The sequence below is a fragment of the Enterococcus sp. LJL51 genome (assembly GCF_049894025.1).
Classification (GTDB): Bacteria; Bacillota; Bacilli; order Lactobacillales; family Enterococcaceae; genus Enterococcus_L.
This window is the reverse complement of record NZ_JBNEQE010000025.1, coordinates 19,199-40,518: the sequence shown is the minus strand read 5'-3', so window position 1 is coordinate 40,518 and position 21,320 is coordinate 19,199. Positions and strand designations below refer to the sequence as shown.

Annotated in this window: 27 protein-coding genes; 19 read left to right on the top strand and 8 right to left on the bottom strand. The window is 34.2% G+C overall.

Translation table 11 applies throughout. The features are described from left to right. The first annotated feature begins 120 nt into the window (after nt 1–120). The 8 genes from ACPWSO_RS16905 to ACPWSO_RS16870 all read left to right on the top strand — a co-directional run bounded on the left by ACPWSO_RS16905 (nt 121) and on the right by ACPWSO_RS16870 (nt 4,653). Nucleotides 121–423: a VOC family protein gene (locus tag ACPWSO_RS16905; protein WP_426081484.1), complete on the top strand. Its 303-nt coding sequence runs from the start codon at nt 121–123 to the stop codon at nt 421–423. A gap of 62 nt (nt 424–485) precedes the next feature. Next, nucleotides 486–620 (top strand): hypothetical protein, encoded by a 135-nt coding sequence (locus tag ACPWSO_RS16900; protein ID WP_426081485.1) that lies wholly within the window; start codon nt 486–488, stop codon nt 618–620. 98 nt (nt 621–718) lie between these two features. Beyond that, a complete protein-coding gene (locus tag ACPWSO_RS16895; RefSeq protein ID WP_426081487.1) occupies nt 719–1,717 on the top strand; it encodes a hypothetical protein in 999 nt (332 codons plus the stop codon). Between the two features lie 93 nt (nt 1,718–1,810). Next, entirely contained in the window at nt 1,811–2,116 is a 306-nt protein-coding gene (locus ACPWSO_RS16890; protein WP_426081489.1) for a hypothetical protein, read from the top strand. A gap of 781 nt (nt 2,117–2,897) precedes the next feature. Then, nucleotides 2,898–3,458 carry a hypothetical protein gene (locus ACPWSO_RS16885; RefSeq protein ID WP_426081490.1) on the top strand — a complete coding sequence of 187 codons (561 nt, stop codon included), beginning with the start codon at nt 2,898–2,900 and terminating at the stop codon, nt 3,456–3,458. A gap of 22 nt (nt 3,459–3,480) precedes the next feature. After that, nucleotides 3,481–3,609, top strand: coding sequence for a hypothetical protein (locus ACPWSO_RS16880; RefSeq protein ID WP_426081491.1), 129 nt, complete (start codon nt 3,481–3,483; stop codon nt 3,607–3,609). Between the two features lie 463 nt (nt 3,610–4,072). Further along, on the top strand, nt 4,073–4,387 hold the full coding sequence (locus tag ACPWSO_RS16875; RefSeq protein ID WP_426081492.1) for a DUF2089 family protein: 315 nt from the start codon (nt 4,073–4,075) through the stop codon (nt 4,385–4,387). Next, a complete protein-coding gene (locus ACPWSO_RS16870; RefSeq protein WP_426081493.1) occupies nt 4,384–4,653 on the top strand; it encodes a hypothetical protein in 270 nt (89 codons plus the stop codon). Before ACPWSO_RS16875 ends, ACPWSO_RS16870 begins: the two co-directional genes overlap by 4 nt. A gap of 261 nt (nt 4,654–4,914) precedes the next feature. On the opposite strand, the gene ACPWSO_RS16865 is transcribed toward ACPWSO_RS16870, so the two are convergent. Further along, nucleotides 4,915–5,559, bottom strand: a complete 645-nt coding sequence (locus tag ACPWSO_RS16865; protein WP_426081495.1) for a histidine phosphatase family protein — start codon at nt 5,557–5,559, stop codon at nt 4,915–4,917. Nucleotides 5,560–6,007: 448 nt separating this feature from the next. Here ACPWSO_RS16865 and ACPWSO_RS16860 point away from each other — a divergent pair, with 448 nt between their 5' ends. The 3 genes from ACPWSO_RS16860 to ACPWSO_RS16850 all read left to right on the top strand — a co-directional run bounded on the left by ACPWSO_RS16860 (nt 6,008) and on the right by ACPWSO_RS16850 (nt 8,719). Then, nucleotides 6,008–6,979 (top strand): alpha/beta fold hydrolase, encoded by a 972-nt coding sequence (locus tag ACPWSO_RS16860; protein WP_426081496.1) that lies wholly within the window; start codon nt 6,008–6,010, stop codon nt 6,977–6,979. Between the two features lie 237 nt (nt 6,980–7,216). Next, nucleotides 7,217–7,921: a hypothetical protein gene (locus ACPWSO_RS16855; protein WP_426081497.1), complete on the top strand. Its 705-nt coding sequence runs from the start codon at nt 7,217–7,219 to the stop codon at nt 7,919–7,921. Nucleotides 7,922–7,981: 60 nt separating this feature from the next. Beyond that, nucleotides 7,982–8,719: a hypothetical protein gene (locus ACPWSO_RS16850; protein WP_426081499.1), complete on the top strand. Its 738-nt coding sequence runs from the start codon at nt 7,982–7,984 to the stop codon at nt 8,717–8,719. 406 nt (nt 8,720–9,125) lie between these two features. Here ACPWSO_RS16850 and ACPWSO_RS16845 read toward each other — a convergent pair whose 3' ends face one another. Continuing rightward, nucleotides 9,126–9,464 (bottom strand): helix-turn-helix domain-containing protein, encoded by a 339-nt coding sequence (locus tag ACPWSO_RS16845; RefSeq protein WP_426081500.1) that lies wholly within the window; start codon nt 9,462–9,464, stop codon nt 9,126–9,128. A gap of 395 nt (nt 9,465–9,859) precedes the next feature. On the opposite strand from ACPWSO_RS16845, the gene ACPWSO_RS16840 reads away from it, so the two are divergent. The 8 genes from ACPWSO_RS16840 (at nt 9,860) to ACPWSO_RS16805 (ending at nt 15,698) form a co-directional block, all read left to right on the top strand. Further along, nucleotides 9,860–10,099 (top strand): hypothetical protein, encoded by a 240-nt coding sequence (locus ACPWSO_RS16840; RefSeq protein WP_426081501.1) that lies wholly within the window; start codon nt 9,860–9,862, stop codon nt 10,097–10,099. A gap of 2 nt (nt 10,100–10,101) precedes the next feature. After that, nucleotides 10,102–10,542, top strand: coding sequence for a hypothetical protein (locus tag ACPWSO_RS16835; RefSeq protein ID WP_426081502.1), 441 nt, complete (start codon nt 10,102–10,104; stop codon nt 10,540–10,542). 15 nt (nt 10,543–10,557) lie between these two features. Beyond that, nucleotides 10,558–10,761, top strand: a complete 204-nt coding sequence (locus ACPWSO_RS16830; protein ID WP_426081503.1) for a hypothetical protein — start codon at nt 10,558–10,560, stop codon at nt 10,759–10,761. Between the two features lie 89 nt (nt 10,762–10,850). After that, on the top strand, nt 10,851–13,085 hold the full coding sequence (locus tag ACPWSO_RS16825; RefSeq protein ID WP_426081504.1) for a hypothetical protein: 2,235 nt from the start codon (nt 10,851–10,853) through the stop codon (nt 13,083–13,085). Next, a complete protein-coding gene (locus ACPWSO_RS16820) occupies nt 13,085–13,336 on the top strand; it encodes a hypothetical protein (protein WP_426081505.1) in 252 nt (83 codons plus the stop codon). The genes ACPWSO_RS16825 and ACPWSO_RS16820 overlap by 1 nt, the downstream gene beginning before the upstream one ends. Before the next feature lie 76 nt (nt 13,337–13,412). Then, the gene (locus ACPWSO_RS16815; protein ID WP_426081506.1) at nt 13,413–14,162 is read left to right on the top strand and encodes an ATPase; all 750 of its coding nucleotides are present in this window, start codon (nt 13,413–13,415) and stop codon (nt 14,160–14,162) included. Beyond that, nucleotides 14,159–14,431 (top strand): hypothetical protein, encoded by a 273-nt coding sequence (locus tag ACPWSO_RS16810; RefSeq protein WP_426081507.1) that lies wholly within the window; start codon nt 14,159–14,161, stop codon nt 14,429–14,431. Before ACPWSO_RS16815 ends, ACPWSO_RS16810 begins: the two co-directional genes overlap by 4 nt. Before the next feature lie 106 nt (nt 14,432–14,537). After that, a complete protein-coding gene (locus ACPWSO_RS16805; RefSeq protein ID WP_426081509.1) occupies nt 14,538–15,698 on the top strand; it encodes a replication initiation factor domain-containing protein in 1,161 nt (386 codons plus the stop codon). 187 nt (nt 15,699–15,885) lie between these two features. On the opposite strand, the gene ACPWSO_RS16800 is transcribed toward ACPWSO_RS16805, so the two are convergent. The 6 genes from ACPWSO_RS16800 to ACPWSO_RS16775 all read right to left on the bottom strand — a co-directional run bounded on the left by ACPWSO_RS16800 (nt 15,886) and on the right by ACPWSO_RS16775 (nt 21,318). Then, a complete protein-coding gene (locus tag ACPWSO_RS16800) occupies nt 15,886–16,878 on the bottom strand; it encodes an IS30 family transposase (protein WP_426084747.1) in 993 nt (330 codons plus the stop codon). 32 nt (nt 16,879–16,910) lie between these two features. Then, the gene (locus ACPWSO_RS16795) at nt 16,911–17,792 is read right to left on the bottom strand and encodes a hypothetical protein (RefSeq protein WP_426084746.1); all 882 of its coding nucleotides are present in this window, start codon (nt 17,790–17,792) and stop codon (nt 16,911–16,913) included. Nucleotides 17,793–18,500: 708 nt separating this feature from the next. After that, on the bottom strand, nt 18,501–18,881 hold the full coding sequence (locus tag ACPWSO_RS16790) for an NUDIX domain-containing protein (protein ID WP_426084745.1): 381 nt from the start codon (nt 18,879–18,881) through the stop codon (nt 18,501–18,503). Between the two features lie 229 nt (nt 18,882–19,110). Then, nucleotides 19,111–19,764 (bottom strand): hypothetical protein, encoded by a 654-nt coding sequence (locus ACPWSO_RS16785; RefSeq protein ID WP_426084744.1) that lies wholly within the window; start codon nt 19,762–19,764, stop codon nt 19,111–19,113. Further along, entirely contained in the window at nt 19,761–20,033 is a 273-nt protein-coding gene (locus tag ACPWSO_RS16780) for an autorepressor SdpR family transcription factor (protein ID WP_426084743.1), read from the bottom strand. The genes ACPWSO_RS16785 and ACPWSO_RS16780 overlap by 4 nt, the downstream gene beginning before the upstream one ends. Before the next feature lie 307 nt (nt 20,034–20,340). Then, the gene (locus ACPWSO_RS16775) at nt 20,341–21,318 is read right to left on the bottom strand and encodes a helix-turn-helix transcriptional regulator (RefSeq protein ID WP_426084742.1); all 978 of its coding nucleotides are present in this window, start codon (nt 21,316–21,318) and stop codon (nt 20,341–20,343) included. Nucleotides 21,319–21,320: the final 2 nt, after the last annotated feature.

The window sequence follows — 21,320 nt, the reverse complement described above, 5'->3', positions numbered from 1 at the left end:
TACTCCAGAGCTGACAGCTCAATGAGCCGCTGCATACAATTACGCAGGTAGATTATAATACACTTGTAACAGCTCATTTTTGAGCTGATATTAATAGAGAAAAACATATAGCAGAACTGAATGGATTCTTGTGATTTTTATGAAAAATTTTTCGAGAAAAAGGTACTTGTTTGTGCTGATATTTATAGTGTATTTGAGATAGATGGATTTCGATTAGGCTTATTTGCATATAAGAAAATGAATGAGAAGCATATCTTTGGCAGTAATTGTTTACCAAGTATTGAAGTGGAGAACCTTCAAACATTAGAAAACAAAATTAAAGATTTAGACTTGTGTTTTCCTTTAACTAAAATAGGAAATAACTGGGTAGTGGAGTTTGTTGACAGCGAAGGAAACCATATTGAATTAACAACAGAGGTTTAAAGCATGTAGATAGATCAGTGGATGAGGTGTCTCAAAAAGGATAGAAAGTGGAGAGACCTTAAATGATAAAAAAGTGGATAGAAGGCAGACAGATTAGACAATTATTTTTAGCGAAAAATGATAACATTTATTTAAGAATAAGACGTAACAAGAACAGAATAAAAAAGGCTGAACAAAGTCAATCAACTTCTTTTTAAAAGTGAAATTGAGGAACTAGAGGAAGAGAACAAACTTTTACAGTCAGAACTAGAAGTCTTTTTATAGTAATTTCAAAAATGATTAGTAGGAGGACCGCATGGAAGAGTACAAGCAAATTTACATATCTTTAGAAAATGAAATAAGGGAATTAGCCTATTCAATTACACTAAGTGAGAAACAGAAGAAAGTCTATTCTCCTAGAATTGCTGATTTAGTTGTAAGGGCTGCTGGTTTGCTAGAATCTGCTTTAAAGTATTTTTATGAGAAAAAAACTGGGGAAAAACCAACACACTACGATAATCCCAAAGTGATTTCCAAATTGAAACTAAAAGATAAAGCAATATATATTCACTGGAATTTGTATCAGTTTGACAACAGGATTTTTATACCATTTAGAAAAAATGAAGAAAAATGTAATATTAACGTGGCTGTGAATGGAAATTTAAAAATGAATTATGGTTGGAACAACGCATATCAAAATTTAAGACATGATTTTATTGATTCTATTCCTATTTTTGGGAATTTGTACTATCTATTTGAAACAATGACAGCTCTTTATTTAGTTTTAGATATAGGATATTCGTCGAGCATGTTTTGTATTCCAGTGGAAAAAGAAGATGGGGAGAGTGGTTGGTACGGATGGATTGGAAATGAGTATGGTAATGCTATAACAAGAACACTTAGTATTTCTGAAAGTGAAAGTAAACAACTGATGTCTGTAAAGTATCCTCTCAAAAAGGATCAGAAAGAAGGAACTTTAGTGGATAATACAGAGTACACAGAATATATAAAAGTAAATTTTCCGTTTTCCAAAGAAGACTATTTTAATGGGAATGGAGAAGGTTGCTGGGTATTGGTAACAAAAGATACTAAAGAGAAACATGATAGTGATGTCTTAGAGGGTATGTATCGAGGTGTATTATCAAATGATAGTTATTACTATCCGGAACTTAAGGTTGGATCTCGGGTTCTATTTAACATGAGGGGAAGTAAGCGACCAGTTGCTGATTGGGGCTTTCTCGCTGGGCTAGAAAAAATATCGGAACAAAATAAAATGGAGCTTATTGGTGCAGTTCTCAAAAAAGATAACGAATGAATGTGAAGAGGAAAAAGGAAAGAAGATGAAATTAGTGAGTAGATTAAACATGAAAAATGCTTTTATTAAACACAAAAAAAGTGGATTGGACTTATGATATTTTTAATATTAGTCTCCATGATAGCTAAATTTTCAATAGAATATGTGAAATTGGATCTTGAAAGAGAGAAATATAAGCGAATCTCTATTATGTATGAAGCATTCCTTCCAGAAAAGATGCGAACAGCGGTAACTCTAGAAGAGATTATGGTGAAATATGAAAAAAATGGAAAAGGAGTTTTTGATGTTTACACAGAATTTTTTAGAAGGTATAAAGATGACATTCCAGAGGGATATCTATATGAACCATTTGTAGATGAATATGATGCTTGGATGTGGAAAGATTTGTTGTTGCCATAGATTTGTTGGATAACGGAATCAGTCGGCGGGAAGGCAGCCGTAAGAGCAGGTAGATGTACAGAAATCAGTGAACGTGAATTTGAATGAACTATCAAAAAGGATTAGAAAGAAGATTTCCAAATGAATGATTCTGAAGCAATTGAGTTAACAAATAAAAAAGCAGAAGGGAGGTATGATTATGGGATTAAACATATGGGAAGTAACAATCGGTGTAGTACTTGCCTATAGTCTAATAATATTAACACTAGGATTGATAATCATTTTGTTAGTTTCAATTCTGTTATCAATTGTTATAATAGAGTGGAAAGAACTAGTGGTGAAAAGGATATTAAGCAAGAAGAGTATTCAAAACTGAGATTAATAAAGGAAAATTGGTCGGAGTTAGGAATGCAGATATACGGATGCAAACTGATAAAGGTTTATGTAGCTGCTTAAGGTCAAATACTAATGGATCAATGTATAAAGGATTGAAAGAGGTAAAGAGTGAAAGATAATAAGAAGAAAGAAGATTTGCCAATTGGTAAAATGATTATAGGTATGGTTATGTTAATTTTCAGCCCGGTTATCATTGGGTTAGTAGTAGTGATTGCATGGGCTATATACGCTACGTTGAGTACGAGATGGTAGTTCTCAAAAAGGATCTATTCAAATAGTTCAAACGGAAGAGAGGCTTTTGTGATCAAAATATCTGTTAAGTTTAAAACCCAAAAACAGCAGAACAGCAACAAACAACTTCATATCATATATTAGTATTTACGAAAATTTGAGAGGAAGAGTAAAATTGATAAAAAATGTACAAGAGAATATTGAAGCAAGAGTTATTGAATTAGGCGGAAAATGTCACTTTGATAATAAGTCTATGATAAGCAATTTGGAGAACATTGTTTTTTCTGAATCTTATCTTTTTGGTGATTTTGAATATTATTTACAGGATGACATTTATAAGAAATTAAAGGAAGGAAAAAATATTTCATATTCAGATATTCCATATCCTCGTATACAATATCAGACAAAATTATTTACGCCATTTAAACATGGAACAGAGGACCATAGAGAATTTGGTGATCTTGACAAGAACGTGATAAGAAAGGTTATTAATGAAGAATTTCTTGAATTTATAATAATTGGTGAGACAGACAGCTTTCCAAATTTTTATTTTGTATGTTGTGCTGATAAAGATATGAAAAACCCTGTTGTATATAGTACTGACCATGAATCTTTTTTTACTGAGATTGAGAAAGCAGGAAGGTTAGAAGATTTCTTTGCTATGCTAGTTAGTGAGAAAGAATATATTCTTAGAATAAATAAGTTATCAGGTAGCTTACAATCAGAAAAAGACTGACATTATAGTGAAGTTTTTGATTATGATGAAGGCAGCAATGGTAATCCTGGTTTCAGCATTAGTTTCTGGCTTGGCAGCAAATACAATTGTTCAAGATGAAAACTTTACACCTAGAATTTTAGAAAAATTAGTTCTCAAAAAGGATCAGTAGTTGGAACCAATCAAAATGAAGTTATTTGAATTATAGACAGTAATTAGCTGATTTAGTGCCATGATTTTGAAAATAGAAAGTAGGTAAACCAGCTAAATCGTTGTTACTAAAAAGAGGAGGGGGAAACTATTAAAAAGTTTGAACACGAGATCTTGAACTTAATAGATTCCAAAGTAGAGGGGCCATACTGGGATTTCAAAAAAATGGCATGATGATAAAGGGGCATTACTACATGATATTATGTGCATGGCAAATAATCTAGAGGACAGAGATGCATACATTATCATTGGTATTGATGAAGAATCTGATTTTAGTATAGCTTCTACGGTAAATGACAATAATCGGAGGTGTTGTCTATTTTTTAAATAAAAGTAGGAAGGTTGTCTCTAATTAAGAAGGCTTTTTTATTGTTGACTTTAATAATATTAAAGATATAATTAATATTATTAAATACATTGTTGAGGTGATTATTATAAATATTGAAGATGTACCTAATTGGTTCTCGTCTTTAGAAAGTGAAGATGCAGAATTTGTGAAAAACTTTATTTTAAAATCGGGCAATATCAAAGAGGTAGCAAAATTCTATGATGTATCATACCCTACCGTTCGTTTAAGGTTAGATAGGCTGATCCAAAAAATTCAAATCAATGATAAGAGAGATGAGCAACCATTCAGATCTTTTATTAAGGAATTAGCTGTAGATGAAAAGATTGACCTTAATATCGCAAAAATAATTATTGAAAAATATGAGAAGCAAAGCAAGGAGGAAAATGTGTGAGAACTTTAGTTGTTTTTGTTATTATTTTTTTATTGATTGCCGTTCAATATCAACTAGGTTTACATCAGAAAAAGATAGTGGGTTCTTTTTTACCTATTCTTTTCCTAGTAGTATCTGGTTGGATGTATCTTGCTGATTCAACTAATTTTTCGTTAGCAGTATTAGTTGCTCCGATAGCATTTATTGGTGTGTGGTATAAAGGATATCTGAATTCTAAAAAAGAAAATCAAAAGAGAATTGACTTGATGAAAGCTAAAGACTTGTGATGGTATCATTTGGATTTTTCGAATTTAAGCAAAGTCCGTCTTTCACAAAACGATTGTTAGAGGGAAGTAGGAAATTACCTTTTCTATTTGGAAGTAAAAAAACGCATGATTTAGTAACCGTACCATTAAAAAACTGGAAATGTAGATATCCAGTTTTTTAATGGTTATGGACACTGCGAGTATATAAATAAATATCCAGATGAGTATTTAGAAAAGATTTTTTGTATATAGTGTTCCTTAGCAGTAGGTGTATCATGCTTATTATGTAAGGATAGAAAAATTTTTGCCATCCCACTTAATAGTAATAATATCGACATTTTTGATTTTAGGTCTTTTTCGCAACATTTCTTTTGAAAACAAATACAACAATGTTTTAATAGTAAAAGCGTGAGTAACAATCAGGACGTTTGGATTATTCAAGTGAATAAAATTATCAGCTGTATCTTTGAGAAAACTTTCCAATCTATCCGTAATCATATGAAACGGTTCAACCATACCTGTTGTGTCGGATTTATAAATAATCTCATGAACTTCCGGCAGACGGAAATTAAGTTCTGCAAAATCATTTTGTATCTGTAATTCATTCATCATACTGGAAATAAATTTATCATTATTTTCTGCTTCCCAGCAGCCCAAACACCACTCACGGAGCCTTTCATCAGTAATAACTTGCAGTTCATTTTGCCCCTGTGCAGTTAATATGTTTTTTCCAGTCTGTAAAGCTCTGGATGTATCACTGGAAAATGCAGCCGAAAATTGGACATTTTTCAGTTGCAGTCCTAGTTGTGAGGCTGTTTGGATTCCTCTTTCAGTTAATGGGGAATCTGCCCAACCTTGTGCTTTATGTAAATAGTTAAGTAATGTTTCCCCATGTCGAGTAATATAGAAAGTAACTGTTGAATTCATGTTTTATCCTCCGAAATAATCCTATGTAATCGCTTCACCTTATCGGCAATAGTCGAACCAATAAATTATTAACATTGTACCAGAACCCCCCGCCCAAAACAACGCTAAAGTAAAAGCGTAACGGCGGGATATAGATATTAGAAGAAGAATATACACCTTTTGTTTCTCAACTTGGCGATGTTGAAGTAAAGCTGTCTTCAAATTCAACTGACTATGGATTTGTTCCGCTACTCTCGCTGGCTGGAAAAGAACATGTAGAACATTTGGATGTTGACTTTACAAATGAGCCTGTTGATTATGAAACACTCAAACAATATATCTAAAATTTTAGGTAAGAAAATGAAGCAATAAAAGTGGCTTTAGAAAATAATTGGGATTCTCAAAAACGATAGAAATTGATGATTCAGGTAAGAGAGTCAAAAAAAAGTTAGAAATGAGGACAAAAAGAGTGAAACAATTGAATGAAAAAATATTCATAGAAGTAAATGGGAATAAACAAGGGATGTTTATACAGAGTAAAAATATTGGAAATCCAGTATTACTGTTTTTACATGGTGGCCCTGGTTCCCCTGAAATAATGTTTACTCAAGAATATCCTACCGGCTTAGAAGATTTGTTTACGGTCTGTTGGTGGGAACAGCGAGGTAGTGGTATTTCGTACCGAAAGAATGTTAGTAGAGAGACAATGACGATTAATCAAATGATAGCTGATACACTTTTTGTGGTCAGCTACTTGCGTGAAAGATTTTCTAAAGAGAAAATCTTCATTATGGGACATTCTTGGGGAACCTTACTTGGAATATTAACTGTTCAAAAAAGTCCTGAACTTTTTCAGGCATACATTGGGATAGGCCAAATGAATCAACAAATAGAGTCAGAAAGGTTGGCCTATAAGTATATGTTAAATGAATTCCGTACTAGAGGTGATAAAAAAATGATAAAGAAGCTTGAGAAAGTACCAATCAATCAAGGGGCTAAAGTGGAGATTGCTTATTTATCTGTTAGAAATGCTGCAATGATGAAACTAGGTATAGGACTGATGCGACAATGTAGATCTGTGATGTCTATCGGAGGGATACTTATTCGTTTTAAAGGCTATAAATTAATGGACAAAGTTCGTTTCATGAAGGGAAATTCTTTCGCATTGAACTGCCTGTGGGATATAATACTACAAAAGAATCTTGAAAAGGAAGTACCTAGATTAGAAGTTCCAATTTATGTGCTACATGGTCAGTTTGATTATCAAGTTTCTTACAGTCTGTCGAAGCAGTTTGTAAAGAACATTAAAGCTCCAGTTGTTGGATTTTATACTTTTGAAAATTCGGCACATAGCCCCTGTTTTGAAGAACCAGAAAAAATGTGTCGCATTCTTCGAGAAGATGTTTTATATAATAAAACTGACTTGGCTGATAATTTATAGAAAGCCGGTATTTAGTTCTCAAAAACGATTAGTAGCTGGAACCGTTTAAGTGAAACTCAGATAGTGTTGGAAGAAGCTGCTGATGAATTAGATTAGAAATGCACAATGAACCTGTGGAGGAATGAGTTTCAAAGAAATTGATTGCATGTTCAGAAATCAAAGTATTAGGTAAGAAGATTAACATTATAAGAAATGAGGGGGAAAATTGAAAGCTTGGAAATACCAGGATGACTATTTTTGGGGGATAAAAGTAAGGTAATCGACGATATTATTAGTTATGAATATCGCAATTATATTGTTAGGCTACTGAATAAAAAAAGGTTTAAAAGAAATCTGGAAAATGATATTAAACTAAAGAGAGCTCCTTTTTTAGACGGAAAACAGAAACAAACCTCTTTTAAAGCATGGGAAGCTCTAATTATAGAAAATGAACAGCGTGTTATTCGTTTGAAACAAATGCTTGGGGATTTCAATTCGCTTTCAGTGGATGAATTAATGACAATACCTGTTGAAGTTATGGAGGTCAGAAAATATACAACTGATGTTTTTGATGTAGAGAGAAAGGAAATACCTGTAAAGAGAATAGTGGGGATCAATAGGTTTAAAGGCTACAATAATTGGGGGGATATTTTTCTGGATTTCCTTGATGGAAAGACTACTCCGACACTGAAAGTGGAAGAGAAACTCGATAAGTTAGTTAATCTATATATAAACGATTCCGAAAGTTTCGTTAAACTACTTAAAAACCCAGCTACAGAAACTCCTATTGCTAGTTATGATATAAACTCAGATAAATATTACATAACTTCAGGAGGGAGTCATAAAGCATTTTTAGCAAAATTGATTAATTTTGATACGATTACAGTCGATTTATCGCCAATCATAACAGTGGAACAAGGAGTTATGAAGTACAACTATTATAAAAGTAAAGGTTTGGTCTAAAAAATTTAAATTTGGAATTTCTCAAAAGGATAATATTGATAAATATATGGAGGAAATATGATGAATTATTGGATTTTTTTTCATAAAGCAAGTCAAAGAGAGGCTTACGTTTTTGATGAAAAAACAATTGTTTCAGATAAACTAGATGAAAAAAGCAATTGGTGTCCTTATATTTGGAGCAAACGATTCAGGGCTACAAATTGTAAAGAAAGTCATTTGATGAAAGCAAATACAAATGACATTATTTTTTATGTGATTCCTGAACCAAGACCCAAGAACATAAAAGGAACCTATGTTGGAAATTATTTTTACTGTGATTTAGTATTTATAGTAGATGAAAGACAAGAATTCGATAAAAACAATCTTCCACAAGTATTAGATGATCCTTGTTTGAATTATTTTCACTATAAATTAGGCAAAGAGCAACATAATAAACGTATTGTTAGGAATACCTTGATTGCCAAAGAATCTAGCTTTCAACCTCAGATTAATAATAAATTGGTTGACTTATTAACGTTTAAGAATCAAGGGTTGGAAGAAGAATTGAATAGTTTACATGATAAAGTGCGGAACGGTGCTCGTACTAATTTAGAAGTGGTTAACATTCAAAATGATTTTGGAGATAAGCTTTTTGAATTACTAGCAAAAAATGATGACATAGAAAAAGTAAAACCATATAATATTTTGGGAGATATAAATGAGAAAATTAGTATAAATAACCTAAGAGAGTTAAAGATATCTGATATATCAAAAATTTACAAAAAGAAGTTATCTTTTGATGCTTATGTCAAACATTGAATAAACCCGTTCAACATTAAACTGTCAAAAAAGTTAGTTCTCAAAAAGAATTAAGATGAAATATGGCTCTATTTAGAAAACCATAGGTTTAACTATAATCCATTTGATGAGTTAGAGACATATACAAATAAAATTCATGTGGAAATAGAGACGCTATTAGAAAGAATGATTATTGATTTAAATTTTTCTTTTCTTGATTAGCAACCTTTAAACAAAATATCGTTTTTTATTCATAAGTAGAGCAGCACATACAAGAAGCTTTCTTTATATGTGCTGCTTATTTTGATTGAATTAAAAATTTGGAGAGAGTGAGAGGTTGTGTTTTGAATTATTCGTTAATTATATTTTATCTAGTTTACATAATATACATTGCACATTTGAAATAAGAGCAGGGAAGACCCTACTCTTATTTTTTTTGTTTGATACGTTCTTGTATAGTGCGCAATTCCTCACTGACGGTTTCTAGATAGTTCATTAGTTCTTCTTCGCTATTCGTATCTAAATCTATTTTATTGTAAGGCGGAAAGTCAAAAAACTCTTTAACTGTTATATTTAGTCCTCGGCAAATTTGGTGTATTGTGTCAACCCTTGGCACACCTTGTCTATTTATAATAGAGCTTAAAGTAGATTGTCTGATATTTGAAAGCTGTGCTAAGCGATTTATCGTTATGTCTTTCTTTTCTAAATAGTAATATATTCTATCTTTGATTAATTCATGTTCATTTGTTTTTTCTGTATTTGACACGGAAACCGCTCCTTTCGTGTTCATTAACTTATTAAACTATATCAAATATTGATTAAAAAAGTTAGCTTTATAGCGTTGACATATAACGCAATAGTGTTATAATTTACTTGTTAACGCAAACTCGTTACTTTTTAACAAGAAAGGATATGACAAAATGAAAAAGTATAATGTTGTTTTCTGCATGCGTGATAATTGCTGGACTGGTATTGAGGGGCTTTCATTTGAAAAATGTATTGAATTTAGAAAAAAACTTGTATCGCTTCATCAGAATAAAGAGCATTGTATCGGCTTTTATATTGTTCCTTTCTCATAAAAGTTTTCTGGGAGTTTTTTGACAGTCTATTACACACTTTTAAGTGTTTAATATATATATCAATTAAGAAAGGGGAATGCTTATGTTTAAAAATACATCAAAATTAATTTATCGAGGCGTCGAGGAAAAAACAAGTAAAACAGGGAATCCGTATAAAATCGCAAGATTTGCTGACCCAGTTTCTTATCAGATTTTAGAATTTTTCTGTGACGACTCATTTGTTGCTACTGTGAAAGTAGAAGACCCTTGCACGGTCGAACTTAAGTGCGAAAAACGTGGTTATAATATGTCGTTTACTTGCCTTAGTGCTATGAGTGCTTAGTTATGAGCGAACTGAAAAAAGAAGACCTCCAGGCACTCGAAAACGATTTGAAGGCACTCAAAGAATTATACGAAAAGGAGCTTCAACGTGAAAGTTCTGAACGTACTACACAAGCTACTGAGGATTCTAAACAGTCTGAAATATCTAATACGGAGAAGGTAACGGAGAAAGAACAAGAACAGTCGTTTCGTGCTTCTGTGTTAGAAGCTCTAAGCAAAATAGAAAGTGCGGACAGTTCAGCTTCTGACGAATCATTGAATAAACTCAATGAAAATCTCGAGACCTTAATAGCGTATCAGGAAGAACAAGCACAAACAAATGTCAATCAAGATTGGTTGCTATCTTCTTTACTGGTAATTGGGCTAGTTGCTGTTTCAGGTTATGCCCTTTATAAGCTCGGTTCTTATATTGCCAGTAAAGTAATTTCAATAATTTTATATTAAAAGGAGGTTAAGCGTATGTTTGGTTTAATTGGTGCTATTACTATGCCAACTGCTCCGAAAGTTGATTTGTCTGAGCCTGTACAATGGGTTGTTGACTTTGCTTCTTCAATCTTTACGGATAATGCAATTGTTATCATTACTGCTGGTTTGGTTATTGCAGCCCTTTTTGCGGCTCCTAAAATCGCTAAGCGCTTCGGTAAATCTGCGATTAAAGGTTAATGTACTCATTTGAGGCTAGGCGAAAGCCTAGCCCTTTTCTATTTTATGAAAGGAGAAAAAAACATGATTGATCTAAAAAAAATAGGTAAGTGGATAGGTATAGTTTTTTTATTCTTGTTACTGTCTGTCATTGCGTTTTCATTTCTGCCGTTACTGTCTCTGCTGACGATTTACGGTCTGGAAATGATGTGGGTAGTGATTTATATAACGCTGATAGCGGTCTCCCTGAAAATATGCTGGATACTCCTGATTTGGGTATTCAAGGGCAAGAACCCGTTGCCGAATATGAAGAAAATCAAGAATATGCTCCCGAAGTCGTCCCGATAAGTCCGCCTTGGTTAGCCGATTCTGCGCTTTTTCAAGGTGCTGACGAGCTCGCAACGAGTGAGGACGGCTCGTCTTTGGAATCCCCTTCAATTCGTTCTAGAGTAGCCTTGGCACGAGCAACGTGGACGAATGCGTTCTTTTCGACGACACGTGGAGGACCTGCGAACGTTGCGTATATCAACGGCGCGTTTGACGGTTGGAACATCTATGCTTGGCACATGCCAAACGCTGAAAGTATTAATTTTGATTTGCTGTTGAGGGCGACAAAAAATAGTATCTTTGCGACAAATGCGAGAATAGACGACGTGAAAAACTCGACGACTAGTCGAATGAATAATATAGACGCTGGCTGGAATAATGCAGTAAAAAATTTACAGACAAATATTAATAACGTGAATTCAAAAGCGACTAGCCGAATGAATAATATTGATAGTTATTTACACAGCTCCGTAACGAGTTTACAGAATAATATTAATGCGTTGAATACGAAAGTAACTAGTCGAATGGATAATATAGACGCTGGCTGGCAAACAGCGGTTAAGAACTTGCAGAACAATATTAACGCAAATAGTACACGGATTGGAAACATGGATACATTCATGCATAGCTCTGTAACTAGTTTACAGAATAACATTAATGCATTGAATACGAAGACCTCGGAACGTATGGATAATATGGATAAATTTATGCATAGCTCTGTAACGAGTTTGCAGAATAATATTAATGCCTTAAATACGAAGACCTCCGAGCGAATGGATAATATGGACAGTTTCATGCATAGCTCTGTAACGAACTTGCAGAAAAATATTAGCGCAAACAGTGAAAGAATCGAAAATATGGATAGTTATATGCATAGCTCCGTAACGAATTTACAAAAGAACATTAGTGCGAATAGTCAACGAATGGATAATATTGATTCTTTTATTCACAGCTCTGTAACGAATTTGCAGAACAATATTAATGCGTTGGGTGTTATCTCATCCGCTAAAGATAGCGACCTTCAAAGTCAAATAGACGCGATTAAGACAAACGGTGGAACAAGTTGGTCTGACGTTGGTATTATTGCTGCTTTGCTCGCTGTTAAGGATTCTATTGACAAGTTCAAAATGTATTTTGAGGAGGACGGGGTATTTATGAAACTCCTTAAAGGACAGTTTGAAGGCTTAAAAGATTTGTTGAAGTCGCTGAGGATTTACACAGTCAATGACATAAGAGCTATTATAAATGATTACTTTTCTGCTGAGGACGGAAAGGGAACTGGAATTTTTTCAGAATTTCTTGATACGTTGTTGTACGGCATTAGGTACTCAATTGTTGAAGGATTCGGCGAAAGTTTAGATATGTTGTTGGATATTTTTCAAGCGTTAATTTCAACTATGCGGGGAATAAATGTTTTAATCGATTACGCTGAAACACTAACTAAGCTGGTCGATTTGCTAAAAGGTCGTCTGGATCTAATTCTTCAGTATCTCGTAAAGCTCATGAATAAAACATTTGATTTTGACAGACTAGAAGCATTGTTATCAAAATTGAGCTTTGGAAATATCGTAAACGAAGCTGGTTCAAACATTTGGGATTTTCTTAAAGAATTGATAGGGACATTAGGCTCTTCGCTTAAGGATATTCTTGATTTTCTAAACAATTTATTAGATAAAATCATAGCTCTAATAGTTCCCGAAAATCTTGATTTCCTTGACCATGAGTGGACGGGTGTTTCTGATAAGATTCAACTGAAATTCAGTTTCATTTTTGATTCAGTTTCAAGTATTAAAAATCTTTTCTCAGGCTCTCAAAAGTCATTTGAAGACTTAGACGTCGATTTCGGCTCTAGTCAGCTTGCTGGTAACACGATTGCGATAGGGACAGTTAAATTGCCAATGAGCCACTTGAATAAATTCCTTGCAGTTGTGAAGCCATTCGCCAACGGTGGGATATTATTATGGTTTTTAATTGACATGTATCGCTGGATACATGAAAGAAACGCGGTGGTTGAATAATGCTTTTAGAATTAGTTTTTAAGCTGATTTTTGGTTTAGTTGATATTGTTATCTCTTTAATTCCTACGTTTGATTTTGGCATAGATATGGGCATGTTGAACCCGCTTCGTGACCTGTTCGCTTTCTTAGATAATGCGGTCAGTGTTTCATTAATTTTATCGATATTGGGCTTATATATTCTAAGAGACAACTTCACGTTAATCAAAAATATTTTCTTTGCTGTCGTTCGAAAAATTCCATTTGTGAAGTAAAGAGATTCGCTCGCGAATCCTTTACTCACAATGAATTTTTAACGAATAAGAAAATTTAGGAAAGGAGAAATTGACCTTGAAAATATTTCAATTCATAAAATATAAAGCTGTCGATTCTGCTAAACGAATCAAGTTAATGCGTGCAGGCATTAAACCGTTTCAGGAATACGGCTTACGTTTGTACTCAGGCTGTCAAGGTAGCGGGAAAACGTCTAGTATGGTCGAGCAGCTCGAACGTTATAGAGCGCAATATAAAGACATATTCATAGCGACGAACTTCGGTTATCGATACGAAGATATGAGTTTAAGCACGCTGGACGATTTAGTTGACTTGCCGAAGCTGGTCAGGGAACAGGGGTATAACGGTCTTGTGATTGGCTGGGACGAGATTCAAAATGATTTTGACAATACAGTGCGTACATTTCCAGTAACGATACTGCGAACAATTACCCAGCAGAGAAAACAGGCAATTAAAATATTGGCGACAAGTCAGGTATTCACTAGAGTTGCTAAGCCTATCAGGGAACAGACTTTTGAGGTCGTTCAATGTCGTACATTGCTGGGGCGCTGGGTCTTTCAGAAATGGTATGACCCTGTCGAATATGAGTATTATATAGCGAATGCGAATAAAGATTCGAAGCTACCTGTCAAGTCAAAATATAACTATATTCAAACGGACGATATGAGAGAGTTGTATGATTCCTATGCGGTGATTGACAACTTATCTCGGCATCAGGAACAGCCGATTGAGGAACGTTTTGAGGAAGCTGTGAAAGTACGCAAACTCATTGACGATAATGAAGTTTTGTTGTTGATAGATTCATGATTACGCCTTATGATTTCGTGTATTTTGAACGGCTTTACAGCTATGAGGCGTTGAGAAATGAACGTGGATACTCGGAAGGTAGACAAGGCCGCATATTGCACGTTAGGCTACCTAAAACAAGTATGAAATTGAGCTTCATTCTTAATCATAAAATCGAACTGCCCGAACTGAAGAAAAATGCAAAGTTAGTTTTGACTGTTGACCTTTTTCACCGAGGAAAAAACAAACGAGCAGAAACGAAAATAATTGCTGTCGATTTATATGAATAATCAACGGTCAGGCGAATTGGGAAGGGACTTCCGAATTTGTCGGGCTGTTGCCTCGTCAAAGCGGTTGCGCTTGACGACTAAAACGGAGATAGGAAGGGCGGACAAAATGAAAAATTACGAGGAAATTTTCGCAAGTGGGGGGTCTAGTAACACCCCCCTACACTCTACATCTAGGAACCCTCTTGAGGCTTGCGTTGACTGGTTTTCTGTGACTTTTAAGGGAAATATTTTTTCGAATGGTTTATGCGATATGCTTCACCTGTCTGTTGACGATTTCGAATGTAAAAAACTTGCTGATTCTAACGAATATGAATATATGTATAAATTCGAGAACTTTATAACGGTTATGATTAGAAATGACAATCCGCAAGGCACAAAAAAAGCCCTGACACACTTGGACGTGAAAGGACAGGGCTGTCGGTTTTTAGAGAATAATTGGAAAGGTCTAACTTGGATTGATTTCTTTAATCTAATCAAATCAGCTTTCACAATTCATCACATAACACGTTTAGACGTAGCCATTGACGATTATGTGAATTGTTTAAATATTAACACATTACATCGTAAAATGCGACAAAAACATTTCAGAAGCAGTGCTGGCACTCGTTCATGGAGATACATTGAAAACGGAGATATGCAACATAAATCTGAAATTTCAGGACAAACTTTGTATATCGGTAAAGGTGACGTTGAATTTCGTTTTTATGATAAACTCGCACAACTCGTAAATTCTCAGGGTGTTGATTTAGACAAAAGTATTGATTTCTGGAATCGTTATGAAATCCAGTTAAGACAAGAACGGGCGCAAGTGGTCATGAATATGGTTGCTGCTGGTAACTTAGAAATAGGTGAGCTAGCTAAATCGATTATGGCGGAATACTTAGCGTTCTTAATTCCAAATAAAAGTGATTCAAATAAAAGTCGCTGGAAAGTGTGTGATTTTTGGTCTAACTTCTTAGGCGAAGTTAAAGGCGTACGTTTGACAATGCAACCGCTGGAAAAATCAGTCTATCGCACTAGAAGCTGGGTTGAAAGTCAAGTCTCGGTATCAATGGCAATTTTAGAGGATTGTTTTGGTAGTCAGTTCGTAACTAATATTGCTGAGGACGGGCGAAAAAGAATGACTAAACAGCACAAACAAATGATAAAGAGCTTTAGAGTAAATGAACAGGGAAAACTTGATTTTATTGAAAATGACAAGCTAGATCAAAAAAACAGGATACGTGAAGCATTTAATGAACGTGATTATCTAGAAAGCTTCGGTTAACTTTGATTGCTGACACCGTAGGTGACACATAAAGCCTATAGTGTCAGTATTTCATTAATTTACTAGTTTACATAATATACATTATACAAAGTTGTGGAATGAAGGTGCTTGTCAAGATTAAATGCAACATCTTAAGTAAATCTTAATAAAATTCTTAATAGTTTTCATTATACAATTTTGTTCCTCTTCATGTTTTAGCGTATTCCAAATGGAATTTATGATTCGCTGACTTCCATTTGAATAGCTTTCTCGGCCGATCATTGATTTCATTTGTGGATTGATCGATCTTTATCTGAGATACCTTGTTGAAGTCTGTAGGCTTTGGAAAATACTCTCTGAGCAGTCCGTTGTGATATTCATTTGACCCACGTTCGTGTGGCGCATATGGATGCGCATAATACGTTTTAATACCATAGGTATTCTCCATGTGTTTCACATTACTGAAGTTCACAAATTCAGTTCCACGATCACAAGTGATTGATTTCACTCCAGTTGGATACATTTCAACCAAACGTTCCATAGCAGCCAACATACAAGTACTGTCTTTTCGAGTCATTTTAATTGCCACATAGTGGCGTGATTTGCGTTCTACGAATGTAGCTAGACAAGTCTCTACACCACGCTTAGAAAGCACTGTATCAGCTTCCCAGTGACCAAAATCAGTTCTTAAAATAGTTGCTTCAGGCCGGTCAGTGACCAGACGATTCTCGTAGAATTGCGGTGATGGGGTTTTCTTCAGTAATCTACCGCTATATTTTCTCCGATACCTCTTCCCTTTCAGTCGCAGCTTCTTTATTGGAAACTTGATCAAACCGGAGTAAATCCAGTTATAGATGGTATTTGTAGACACATTGATACTGCGCACGCCATGAGCGATTTGCTCCGGAGAGTATTTTTTCTTCAGGTATTTCAAAATGGTTTTTGTATTATGTACTGTTGCTTTAGTAGTGGTTCCGCAGTTTCTTTTTCTCATGCCGGCCAAATTACCGGCACTTGAAGCCTGGTAGCGCAATGCTGCCAGGCTGTTTGCTTTTCTCTCTTCACTGTTTCTCCGGATTTCTCGGGAAATTGTTGAGCGATGCTGATCTAAACGTCGAGCTATTTCAGCTTGTGATAAGCCTTCGTCTAAATATGCTTCAATTTTTCCACGTTCTTCGGCTGTAAGATGATTGTATGACATTTTTCACTCCTAATTGTGAACTTCTACATTTTCTACATATAGAAATTTCGAATGTATTCTCCGTAAACACTTAAAAATGGATTGACCTCACCAATAGCTGAAAAAGTGAGAAAATGTTGCCCTTTATATTCTTTTTCTAACTTTATAAATTGTGTGGGTTCCTTTTCTGATAGCCACTTAAGAGCCATATTTAATGAATTATTTTTTGGGAGTTTAAGTTTTGTAGCGACTAAAAGAAATCGAAAAATACTGTAAAAGTATCTAAAGGGATAAGCAAACTTTTGATACTGATTCTCTGATAAAAATAAACTGTTTTTTAAAAAAAAGTCGAGAATCTTGTCAATCGCATTATCAGTTTCTTTAATTAAATCTGAAGAAGCAGTGTTCTCTCGGAAAGAAATTAAGCCTTCTAAAACACAAATAGTTGAGTGGGGATCACCATTACTTTGATCGTACCAAGTAAATCCTCCGTCTTTTTTTTGTTTGGATAAAATTGAAAGAACTAATTTTTTTAGGTTGTTTAGTTGTGGCAGAAAATAGCTAGAGTAATTTAGAATCATTCCGTCTACACAAATATCACTTGGAATATTGGATTTTGCTAGATTTAATCCACCTTCAGGAAGTTGACAATCTTTAAACATTTTTACCACCATTTCTTGACATGCTGGGTAATCGAATGGAAGACCAATTTCCTTTAGCTGAAGTAATGTGTAATGAGTCGATGTCCATTTTGGTTGATAGTAATAAGTTCCCCAGTGTCCATTTTCATTTTGTTTACTTAGTAAATATTTGCCATATCCTTCTAAAGGTATTCGAGACTGTTTCTCCTGATCGATTATCCCACATAGTAATTTGTCATAGGTGTATTGAACAGAGACGTCTTGTTTATCTAACCAATTTGAAAATGAAATCATGAATGTTTCCCTCCCTTTGCCAATTTTAATTATCTCATGCTTGTATATATTATTCTATAAAATATAACAAAAACACCCAACAAGAGTATGCTGAGTGTTGCATTTTATTCTGACATGTAGGAGTTGTGGAATGAAGGTGCTTGTCAAGTTTAAGGTTTTTTTGTCCGGTTGTTGATTTCATTTACTGATTCATCAATTCTTGCCTTTGATATTTTGTTAAAATCTGTTGGTTTTAGGAAATATTCACTTAGTAGTCCATTGTGGTGTTCATTTGAACCTTGTTCATGTAGTGCATTTGTAGACACATTGATGCTACGTACACCATGAGCAATCTGTTCTGGAGAGTATTTCTTTTTTTATATTTAAAATAGTTTTCGTATTACATACAATTACTTTTGTAGTTGTTCCGCAGTTTCCTTTTCTTATTCTAGCTAAATTACTGGCACTTGAAGCCTGGTAGCGCAATGCTGCCAGGCTGTTTGCTTTTCTCTCTTCACTGTTTCTCCGAGTCCCTCTCGATATTGTTGATTGATGTCGGTCTAATCGAAGTGCTATTTCAGTTTAAGTCAATCCTTCATCTAGGAAAGCTTCAATTCTTCAGATGTTAAGTGTGTATATTATTGACTCAAATTCATATTTTGAAGCTTCTTTTTTTTATTAATTAGGAATTGTATACAGAGAGAAAGTGGTCAAAAATTATTGGTTGTATTAATGGATAAGTCCAATTAATGGGTTTTTCTTGAATAAAAAAATTTTCTCAATCTCGTATTCTAATTGAGCTTTTCTTTCAAAAATCTCTGCAAAAAAGACCATTCCATAGTCTTCAAGGCTATGTTCCCCCTTTTTCACACCGTATATAAATAACGGTTTTATCGAGTAATTAGTTGCTCCAGTCTCTTCATATAGTTCTCTTCTGGCACACTCTTCAATAGATTCATTATTCTCCCTATGTCCCCCAGGAATCTCTAAAGAGTCACGTTGTCTGTGTTTAACAAAAACATATTTGCTGTTTGATTTGGCAATAATCACTGAGAAGTCAATCAAATGATCTGGTTTTTCAGCTAGTTTATAACAAGCCACTTTTAGCATAAAATTTCGACTCCTTTTATAAATTGTATTACTTTTATTATAACAAAACCATCTTACGGAAGATTGGAGTTTGTTGCATTTTATTCTGACATGTAGGAGTTGTTTGTTTGGAAATGCTTTTCATTGAATAACGTTATTTTCATGTTTTACCGTATTCCAAATGGAATTTATAATTCTCCGTTTCATAGTTGTATAACCATTAGAATTGTAGTGATTCGAAAACTTTAAATTACTTGATGCAAAACATACGATATGCCTTGTAAGACAGTGCATAACTTCCTGCAACGAGCACAGTTATAGGGAATAGCAGCACTAGAACAATATTAGATTGCCCGAAAGCAACAGCTAAAAATATGATACCTGTGCCACAAATTATAAAAAGTACCCCAACCCATTTTTGAGAATGTATCCAAATCTTTTCGCTACTAAGACTCCATATGTTTTTGAAACCAAAGTTACTTCCAAAAGAAGCTCTTGGAATTTGGTTTCCGTAAAAGATAAGTAATACTCCAATAAAATACACGGGTAACTGGATGATCAATTTGTTATTAGAGTATGTTGTAAGATTACTCTCAATTATTCCATTAATAAGCACCCATGTTAACAATGCTTGAAAAGAAATAATAATTGTAGTTGCTAAGGCAGAAATGAATTTCGAATTTTTCTCTGACAGTTTACATTTTGAGAGCCAGTAGTGGAAAAACCAGCCAATGATTACAGGGATAATCACATAGAGAATAATCTCGTAGCGGCTTCCATAGCGAGCAGGTCCCCCGTCACTCCCGTACTGCCATAAAAATGAGTCGGACATAATGGGTAAAAAGGCTAATAGTATTAACGGTGTCGTAGAAACTATGCGTAAAATTATTAATCGAGTTTTCATTTTTGTTTTTCTCCTTTTATTGATTGTAACCAAACTATCAAGTTATCAAAAACCGTTGTATTTAGCTCATAGTAAACAAAATTCTTATATTTGCTCTCGTAAACAAGATTTGCCTTTTTCAAAATATTCAAATGATATGAAATAGCTGGTTGAGTTACATGGAAATGACTTGCAATATCTCCAGCAGACAGTTTTCCCCCTTTTAATAAGTCTAATATTTCACGACGAATTGGAACTGCTAAGGCTTTAAAACTTTCAGAAATACTCATGAGACTTCTCCTTGCAATCTATTTAAACTGTTGTTTAATTAGATTGTATCAAAAAAGCATTTTCAAATCAATTCTATTTAAATGTCTTTTTATAAAGAGTTGCAAAGCTAATGAATGGAAACACTCATTTAATAACAAAAACACCCAACAGAGAAATGCTGAGTGTTGCATTTTATTCTGACATGTAGGAGTTGTGGAATACAACGATTATAAAGATCATCCCTAACAACTTTTCCAAAATTCTACTTGATAACCAGTTTTTTCTCTAATTGATTTTCGAAGCTTCTAAAACAGCTAATTCCACAAATTAACTGTCAGAGCTATTCTTTACTTCAGCAATTGTTTTTCCTGTCCAATTTTTAAAAGCTCTAGCAAAGGAACTGATTTCTGTGTAGCCTACTAAATAAGCAATATCTATCGTTGGCAAAGAAGTTTTTTTCAAATAATGAGTTGCTAAATGCTCTTGAGCTATTTTCAATTGGGTATTGAATGTGGTTTGCTCAGCCTTTAATTTTCTTTGGAGGCTGCGTGGACTCAGCCCTAAAGTATTGCTGATATTTTCCAAGGTAAACTGTCCGCTGGGTATTGCCGAGAACAACTCTTTTTGAACGTAATCTGAAAAGGAATCAACTGTCGAAAGCTCTTCCATCCTTCTCTTAAGTTCAGGTTCTAAAAAATCAAGCATAGTGTTATTTTGAGTGTAAAATGGTTTTTCCAAATCTTTTTGAGAAAAACACAATTCATTTTTTTTACTCAATCGAACATTTGAACCAGTCATAAAATTGAGTGATTCGCCATACCTGTAAGGTCCTTTTATCTCAGTTGGCATAATCGTTGGATCTTTTGTTCCAGTCCTTAATAAGCTAATTAACAGCAGCTGCTCATTTAGTAATGCGAACCTAGGCAATACGTTGTTTTCCTCGAGATAAGAAAAACGAATTACTTGTTGTTGAACAGATTGCTGTATTTCTACCTTAACAGGACCAACTAGTCTTTTATACGCAGCAAAACGCTGAATTGCTTCTCTCCCATTTTTAGAAGATAATGCTGCATAAAAAGGAGGTAAAAAAGTATGAATCGATTCGATTTGGCTAAAAGCCAAAAGCTGGGAATCTGTTACTATTCGATCAAATTCTTGGAGCAGCTTGTAATAATCAGTTGAAGACAACTCTAGCTGCTCTTTCCAAAGTAAATTGGGAATACTTGCACGCTTCAATAAATCATCCAAAGGTAAATCCAGTCCGCGGATAAATTCTTGAAATTGTTTGGAAATTATCAATTTCATAA